Raw genomic sequence first — 7,629 nt, forward strand, 5'->3', positions numbered from 1 at the left:
GCCCGCGTGCTGAACGCCGCCGGCCAGACCGACGCCGCCCGCCAGGCCCTGCGCGCCGTGGCCGAGAGCCCAGCCGACGCCGACGTGGCGTCCGTCGCCCGGCTGCGCCTGGCCAGCCTGGAGTTGCAGGCCGAGCAGCCCGAGGCCGCGCTGGGCTGGCTGGCCCAGGGCATGGCCCCGGGTTTTGAGGGCCTGGCCGCCGACCGCCGTGGCGACGCCCTGATGGCGCAGGGCAAGGCCGAGGAGGCCCGCCAGGCCTACGGGCAGGCCTGGACCGCGCTGGACGCGACACAGGATTACCGCCGCATCGTCGAAGCCAAGCTCAACGCCCTGGGTGTGCAACCCGGCAGCGGCGCCGCCCCCCAACTGGAGACTTCCCGGTGAACGTGACCGCCTTTGCTTCTTTGCGCGCTACCCGCGTGTGGCCCTTGCTGGCCCTGACCGTGGCCCTGGCCGCGTGTTCGAGTGGTCCCAAACGGCCCAGCCCGGCGCCCTTGGCGCCGGTGTCGGCCCTGGTGCCGGCCACGCTGGCCTGGAACGTGGGCGTGGGCGCGGTGGACCCGCTGATGACCCCCGCGGTGCAGGGCAGCACCGTGGTGCTGGCCAACGCCACCGGCCTGGTGCAGGCCCTCGATGCCCGCAGCGGCCAGACGCTGTGGCGTGCCGACGCCAAGGCGCCGTTGTCGGCCGGGGTTGGCAGCGACGGCCGCCAAGCCGCCGTGGTCACGCGTCAGAACGACCTCGTGGCCCTGGATGCGGGCGGCGAGCAGTGGCGCGTGCGTCTGTCGGCGCGGGTGTTCACGCCGCCGCTGGTGGCCGGTGAGCGCGTGTTCGTGCTGGCCGCCGACCGCAGCGTCGCCGCCTACGACGGCAAAACCGGCGCGCGCCTGTGGTCGCAGGCCGCCCGCGGCACCGACCCCCTGATCCTGCAGCAGCCCGGCGTGCTGTTGGCCGTGGGCGACACCCTGGTGGCGGGCGTGTCCGGCCGGCTGGTGGGGTTGAACCCGACCAACGGCGGACTGCGTTGGGACGCGGCGATTGCCCGCCCGCGCGGCATCAACGAAATCGAGCGCCTGGTCGACCTGGTCGGCCGCGTCGGCCGCGTCGACGACCAGGTCTGTGCGCGGGCCTTCCAGGCGGCGGTGGGCTGTGTTGACGCCGCCCGCGGCACCCTGCAGTGGACCCAGCCGGCCGACGGCGCCACCGGCGTCCACGCCGACGCCGACCGGGTGTACGGCGTGGAAAGCAACGGCCGCGTGCAGGCCTGGAAGCGCGCCAATGGCGAGCGCGCCTGGTCCACCGACCGCCTGCTGCACCGCGGCGTGACCGCCCCGCTGGCCGCCGGCCGTTCCATCATGGTGGGCGACGCCCAGGGCTTTGTGCACCTGCTGTCGCGCGAAGACGGCGCCCTGCTCAACCGCCTGTCCACCGACGGCTCGGCCGTCGTCGCCGGCCCCTTCCTGGCCGGCAACACCCTCATCGCCGTCACCCGCAAAGGCGGCGTGTACGGCTGGCGCCCCGAATGAAACCTGTCATCGCCCTCGTGGGCCGCCCCAATGTGGGCAAGTCCACCCTGTACAACCGCCTGACCAAGTCGCGCGACGCGATCGTGGCCGACTTCCCCGGCCTGACGCGTGACCGCCACTACGGCAGCGCGCGGCTGGGCAAGCGGGAGTTCATCGTCATCGACACCGGCGGCTTCGAGCCCGACGCGGGCAGCGGCATCTACAAAGAGATGGCCAAGCAGACGCGGCAGGCCGTGGCCGAGTCCGACGTCGTCATCTTCGTCCTCGACGCCCGGGCCGGCCTGAGCGCGCAGGACCACGACATCGCCAACTACCTGCGCAAGCTCAACAAGCCCTGCCTGCTGGTGGCCAACAAAGCCGAAGGCATGAAGGCCGGCGCCCAGCTGTCGGAGTTCTACGAGCTGGGCCTGGGCGAGGTGATCCCGGTGTCGGCCGCCCACGGCCAGGGCGTGCGCTCCATGGTCGAGGCCGCGCTCGACCAATTGCACTGGTCCGACGAGGACGACACCCCGACCGAGTCCGAAAACGCCGTCATCAAATTGGCGGTGGCGGGCCGCCCCAACGTCGGCAAGTCCACCCTGATCAACGTGTGGCTGGGTGAGGAACGCCTGGTCGCTTTCGACATGCCGGGCACCACCCGCGACGCGATTTCGGTGCCGTTCGAGCGCAATGGCCAGAAGTTCGAGCTGATCGACACCGCCGGCCTGCGCCGCAAGGGCAAGGTGTTCGAGGCGGTCGAGAAGTTCTCGGTGGTCAAGACGCTGCAGGCCATTGAAAGCGCGCACGTGGTGCTGCTGCTGATCGACGCGACCCAGGGCGTGACCGACCAGGACGCCCACATCGCCGGCTTTGTGCTGGACAGCGGCCGCGCGGTGGTCATCGCCATCAACAAGTGGGACGCGATCGACAGCTACCAGCGCGAACAGCTGCAGCGCTCCATCGAAAGCCGGCTGGCCTTCCTCAAATTCGCGCCCATGCACATGATCTCGGCGATAAAGCGCCAGGGCATCGCGCCGCTGTGGAAGTCCATCGCCCACGCCTACGCGTCGGCCACCAAAAAAATGCCGACCCCGGTGCTCACCCGCCTGCTGCAGGAGTCGCTGGCGTTCCAGGCGCCCAAGCGCAGCGGCATGTTCCGCCCCAAGATGCGCTACGCCCACCAAGGCGGCATGAGTCCGCCGGTCATCGTCATCCACGGCAATTCGCTGGAGGGCGTGAGCGACGCCTACAAGCGTTTCCTGGAAGGGCGCTTCCGCAAGGCGTTCGATCTGGTGGGTACGCCGCTGCGCATCGAGTTCAAGACCTCGGCCAACCCCTACGACGCCTGAGCCTGCTGTGCGGCACCGCACAAACGCGACGGGGCTGTGGTAAGGTCACAGTCCCAAAACTTTTTGAACACGGAACATATCGTGAGCAACAACAAAGGCCAACTCTTGCAGGACCCGTTCTTGAACCAGCTCCGTCGTGAGCACGTGCCCGTGTCCATTTACCTGGTCAACGGCATCAAGCTGCAGGGGCAGATCGAATCGTTCGACCAGTACGTGGTGCTGCTGCGCAACACCGTGACCCAGATGGTGTACAAGCACGCCATCTCCACCATCGTGCCGGGCCGCCCGGTGCAGTTCGCCAGCGCCCAGCCGACCGACGCCGCCTGATGGGCGCCCGGACCCGCCGGCCCTGGCCAGGCGGGTCCACCCGAACACATTGAAATCCGAAACCTCCCCTAGCGGCCGCCTGCCGGGTGTCGTGTTGGTCGGCGTTGATTTGGGTTTGCCCCACTTCGACGGCGAACTCGACGAACTGGCCCAGCTCGCCGCCACCGCCGGCTACACCGTGGTCGACAAGGTGGTCTGCAAACGCCGCGCGCCCGACCCGGCCCTGTTCGTGGGCTCAGGCAAGGCCGATGAAATCAAGGCCCTGGCCTTGGGCCACGGCGCCGCCGAGGTGCTGTTCGACCAAGCCCTGAGCCCGGCCCAGCAACGCAACCTCGAACGCTACCTGGGCATGCCGGTCAACGACCGCATCCTGCTCATCCTGGAAATCTTCGCGCAGCGCGCACGCAGCCACGAAGGCAAGCTGCAGGTCGAACTGGCCCGCCTGCAATACCTGTCCACCCGCCTGGTGCGGCGTTGGTCGCACCTGGAGCGCCAGAGCGGCGGCATTGGCCTGCGCGGCGGCCCGGGCGAAACCCAGATCGAACTCGACCGCCGCATGATCGGCGACGCCATCAAGCGCACCCGCGAGCGGCTCGACAAGGTCAAGCGCCAGCGCAGCACCCAGCGCCGTCAGCGCGAGCGCCGCGGTGCCTTCAACATCTCGCTGGTGGGCTACACCAACGCCGGCAAGTCCTCGCTGTTCAACGCCCTGGTCAAGGCGCGGGCCTACGCCGCCGACCAATTGTTCGCCACGCTCGACACCACCACCCGCCAGATGTACCTGGGCGAGGTCGGACGCAGCGTGTCGTTGTCGGACACGGTGGGCTTCATCCGCGACCTGCCGCACACCCTGGTCGATGCCTTCGCCGCCACCCTGCAGGAGGCGCAGGACGCCGACCTGCTGCTGCATGTGGTGGACGCCTCCAACCCCGCCCACCCGAAGCAGATCCAGAACGTGCAGGCGGTGTTGCGCGACATCGGCGCGGCCGACATCCCGCAAATCCTGGTGTTCAACAAGCTCGACGCGGTGGACCCGGCGTTGCAGCCGCTGCAATCGGTCGATGCGATGGAACTGGACGGCCAGAGCGTGCCTCGTATCTTTCTGAGTGCACACACCGGCCAGGGGCTGGATGCGTTGCGCCGCCTGTTGGCCGAGCGCCTGCGCCAGATGCCCGGCATGGAAGCCCCCGCAGCGGCAGCAGACCCGGACTGATTCGGCACAATACCCCACACCGCTACCCCAAAGAGAACGCCACCCATGAACTGGAATCCATCGCGCCCCCTTTCGTCGCCCCGCTGGAGCCGTCTGAAGGGCATGTTCAACCTGAACGACCCCCGCTGGGGCCGCGACGACGAGGCAGAGCCGCGTCAAACGGGGGCGTCCGGTCACCAGAACGAAGAAGAACGCCGCGATCCGCCCCGGCCCAGCCAGCGGCCGCAGGGCGCCAACCAGGGCCCGCCTGACCTGGACGAACTCTGGCGCGACTTCAACCGCAAGCTCGGCGGCTTGCTGGGGGGCGGACGCGGCGGCCGGGGCGGGCAGGGCGGCAACACCCCGCCGCCGTTCAAACCCGATCCGAAAAGCGCCGGCATCGGTGCCGGTCTGATCGCTGGCGTGGCCGCCTTGATCTGGCTGGGCACCGGCTTTTTCATCGTGCAGGAAGGCCAGCAGGCCGTCATCACCCAGTTCGGCAAGTACCACAGCACCGTGGGCGCCGGCTTCAACTGGCGCCTGCCGTACCCGATCCAGCGCCACGAGGCGGTGTTCGTCACCCAGATCCGCTCGGTGGACGTGGGCCGCGACACCATCGTGCCGGCCACCGGGCTGCGCGAGTCGGCGATGCTGACCCAGGACGAGAACATCGTCGAGATCAAGTTCGCGGTGCAGTACCGCCTGAGCGACGCGCGCGCCTACCTGTTCGCCAGCCGCGACCCGGACGCGGCCGTGATCCGGGCCGCCGAGACCGCGGTGCGCGAGGTGGTGGGCAACATGAAGATGGACGCCGCGCTGGCCGAAGAACGCGACCAGATCGCCCCCCGTGTGCGCACCCTGATGCAGACCATCCTGGACCGCTACAACGTCGGCATCGAGGTGGTGGGCATCAACCTGCAGCAGGGCGGGGTGCGACCCCCGGAGCAGGTGCAGGCGTCCTTCGACGACGTGCTCAAGGCCGGCCAGGAGCGTGAGCGCGCCAAGAACGAGGCCGAGGCCTACGCCAACGACGTGGTGCCGCGTGCCCGCGGTGCCGCCTCGCGCCTGCTGGAAGAGGCCGAAGGCTACAAGGCCCGCATCGTGGCCCAGGCCGAGGGTGACGCGCAGCGCTTCCGCCTGGTGCAGGCCGAACACGCCAAGGCCCCGCAGGTGATGCGCGAGCGGCTCTATCTCGAAGCCATGCAGGAGGTGTACGGCAACGTCACCAAGGTGCTGATCGACACGCGCCAGAACTCCAACCTGCTGTACCTGCCGCTGGACAAGATCGTGCAGGCCGCCGGCGCGCCCGCGCCGGTCGCCGCCGGCACCCCGCCCGCGGCCGCGCCAACCCCGGCGCCCCTGTTGCCCGCCGATGCGCGCAACCGCAACGACGCGCGTTCCCGCGACCGCGAAACCCGCTGACCGCCCGGAGCCCCCGCCATGAACAAGATCGGTTTCATCCTGTCCTCCCTGCTGGTGGCCCTCGGCCTGGCCAGTTCCATGCTTTTTGTGGTTGACCAGCGCCAGTTCGGTGTGGTCTACCAGCTGGGCCAAATTCAAAACGTCATCACCGAACCCGGCCTCAACTTCAAGTTGCCGCCGCCGTTCCAGAACGTCTCCTACATCGACAAGCGCCTGCTGACGCTGGAGAGCACCGACACCGAGCCGACGCTGACCGCCGAGAAGCAGCGCGTCGTGATCGACTGGTACGTGCGCTGGCGCATCGCCGACCCGTCGGCCTACATCCGCAACGTGGGCGTGGACGAGCGCGCCGGCGCCATCCAGCTCAACCGGGTGGTGCGCAACTCCTTCCAGCAGGAAGTCAACAAGCGCACCGTGCGCGAGCTGCTGTCCAGCCGGCGTGAAGAGCTGATGGCCGACGTCAAGCGCGAGGTGCTGGCCGCGGTGCGCGGCGCCGAAAAGCCCTGGGGCATGGACGTGGTGGACGTACGCATCACCCGCATCGACTACGCCGAGACCATCACCCGCTCGGTCTACGACCGCATGGAGGCCGAGCGCAAGCGCGTGGCCAACGAGCTGCGCTCCACCGGCTTCGCCGAGGGCGAAAAAATCCGCGCCGACGCCGACCGCCAACGCGAGGTGATCGTGGCCGAGGCCTTCCGCGCGGCCCAGAAGGTCAAGGGCGAGGGCGACGCCGAAGCCGCCCGCGCCTACAACGAGGCCTTTGGCCGCGACCCGGCGTTTGCCCAGTTCTACCGCAGCCTGGAGGCCTACAAGTCCAGCTTCGCCAGCAAGAACGACGTGCTGGTCATGGACCCGTCCTCGGAGTTCTTCAAGGGCCTGCGCAGCAGCGCCCCGGGCGGTCGCTGACCCCCTCGTGCCGGCCAGGCGACCCGCCTCAGGCGGGTCGCTTTTTTGCTGCCGGTAAAATCCCTGTTTTAACCGCACCCCCACATCCATGTCCGCCTGGGTCCTACCGGATCAAATCGCCGATGTCCTGCCTTCCGAGGCGCGGCACATCGAAGACCTGCGCCGCGCCTTGCTCGACACCGCGCGCCGTTACGGTTACGAGCTGGTGCAGCCGCCGCTGCTCGAGCACCTGGATTCGCTCCTGACGGGCACCGGCGAAGCGCTGGACCTGCAGACCTTCAAACTGGTGGACCAGCTCTCGGGCCGTTCGCTCGGCCTGCGCGCCGACACCACGCCGCAGGTGGCCCGCATCGACGCGCACCTGCTCAACCGCCCCGGGGTGACCCGCCTGTGCTACTGCGGTCCGGTGCTGCACGCCCGGGTGGACCGGCCGCACGCCACGCGCGAGCCGCTGCAACTGGGCGCCGAACTCTACGGCCACGCCGGCCTGGAAGCCGACCTGGAGGTGCTGGAACTGGCCCAGGCCTGCCTGCAGGCCGCTGGCCTGCCGCACCAGGTGGTCGATCTGGGCGATGTGCGGGTGGTGGACGCGGTGCTGGCCGGTCTGGCCCTGCCTGCGGCCACCGTCGCGCGCCTGCACGCCGCGCTGGCGGCCAAGGACGTGGCCACGCTGGCCGAGCTCAGCCGCGACCTGCCGGCCGCGGTGCGCGACGCGCTGCGCTGCCTGCCCACCCTGTACGGCGACGCCGCGGTGCTGGACGAGGCCGCCCGCCGCCTGCCGGCCAGCCCCTTGCTGGACCGCGCCCTGGCCGACCTGCGCTGGCTGGCCGAGCGCCTGGACGGCGCCCGGGTGTCGTTCGACCTGGCCGATCTGCGCGGTTACGCCTACTACACCGGCTTGCGCTTTTCGGTGTTCGCCGCCGCC

At 69.7% G+C, this 7,629-nt stretch carries 8 protein-coding genes; all 8 read left to right on the forward strand.

Annotation, left to right across the window (positions count from 1 at the left end):
- Positions 1-384 (forward strand): tetratricopeptide repeat protein (locus tag HA630_RS20640; RefSeq protein WP_243855588.1); only part of this gene is annotated, 384 nt, incomplete at its 5' end.
- Positions 381-1,526, forward strand: a complete 1,146-nt coding sequence (gene bamB, locus HA630_RS20645) for an outer membrane protein assembly factor BamB (RefSeq protein ID WP_166837363.1) — start codon at positions 381-383, stop codon at positions 1,524-1,526. The genes HA630_RS20640 and bamB, both read left to right, overlap by 4 nt.
- Positions 1,523-2,854, forward strand: a complete 1,332-nt coding sequence (gene der, locus HA630_RS20650) for a ribosome biogenesis GTPase Der (RefSeq protein WP_166837365.1) — start codon at positions 1,523-1,525, stop codon at positions 2,852-2,854. Before bamB ends, der begins: the two co-directional genes overlap by 4 nt.
- A gap of 81 nt (positions 2,855-2,935) precedes the next feature.
- Positions 2,936-3,181 carry an RNA chaperone Hfq gene (gene hfq / locus HA630_RS20655; protein WP_407061938.1) on the forward strand — a complete coding sequence of 82 codons (246 nt, stop codon included), beginning with the start codon at positions 2,936-2,938 and terminating at the stop codon, positions 3,179-3,181.
- A gap of 49 nt (positions 3,182-3,230) precedes the next feature.
- Positions 3,231-4,394 (forward strand): GTPase HflX, encoded by a 1,164-nt coding sequence (hflX, locus tag HA630_RS20660; protein WP_166837367.1) that lies wholly within the window; start codon positions 3,231-3,233, stop codon positions 4,392-4,394.
- 45 nt (positions 4,395-4,439) lie between these two features.
- Positions 4,440-5,795, forward strand: a complete 1,356-nt coding sequence (gene hflK, locus HA630_RS20665) for an FtsH protease activity modulator HflK (RefSeq protein ID WP_243855590.1) — start codon at positions 4,440-4,442, stop codon at positions 5,793-5,795.
- Positions 5,796-5,813: 18 nt separating this feature from the next.
- Complete coding sequence (hflC, locus tag HA630_RS20670) at positions 5,814-6,704, forward strand: protease modulator HflC (RefSeq protein WP_166837369.1); 891 nt, start codon at positions 5,814-5,816, stop codon at positions 6,702-6,704.
- Positions 6,705-6,792: 88 nt separating this feature from the next.
- A partial coding sequence (locus HA630_RS20675; RefSeq protein WP_166837371.1) for an ATP phosphoribosyltransferase regulatory subunit occupies positions 6,793-7,629 on the forward strand: 837 nt, incomplete at its 3' end.

This window comes from Aquabacterium sp. A08, from assembly GCF_011742065.1.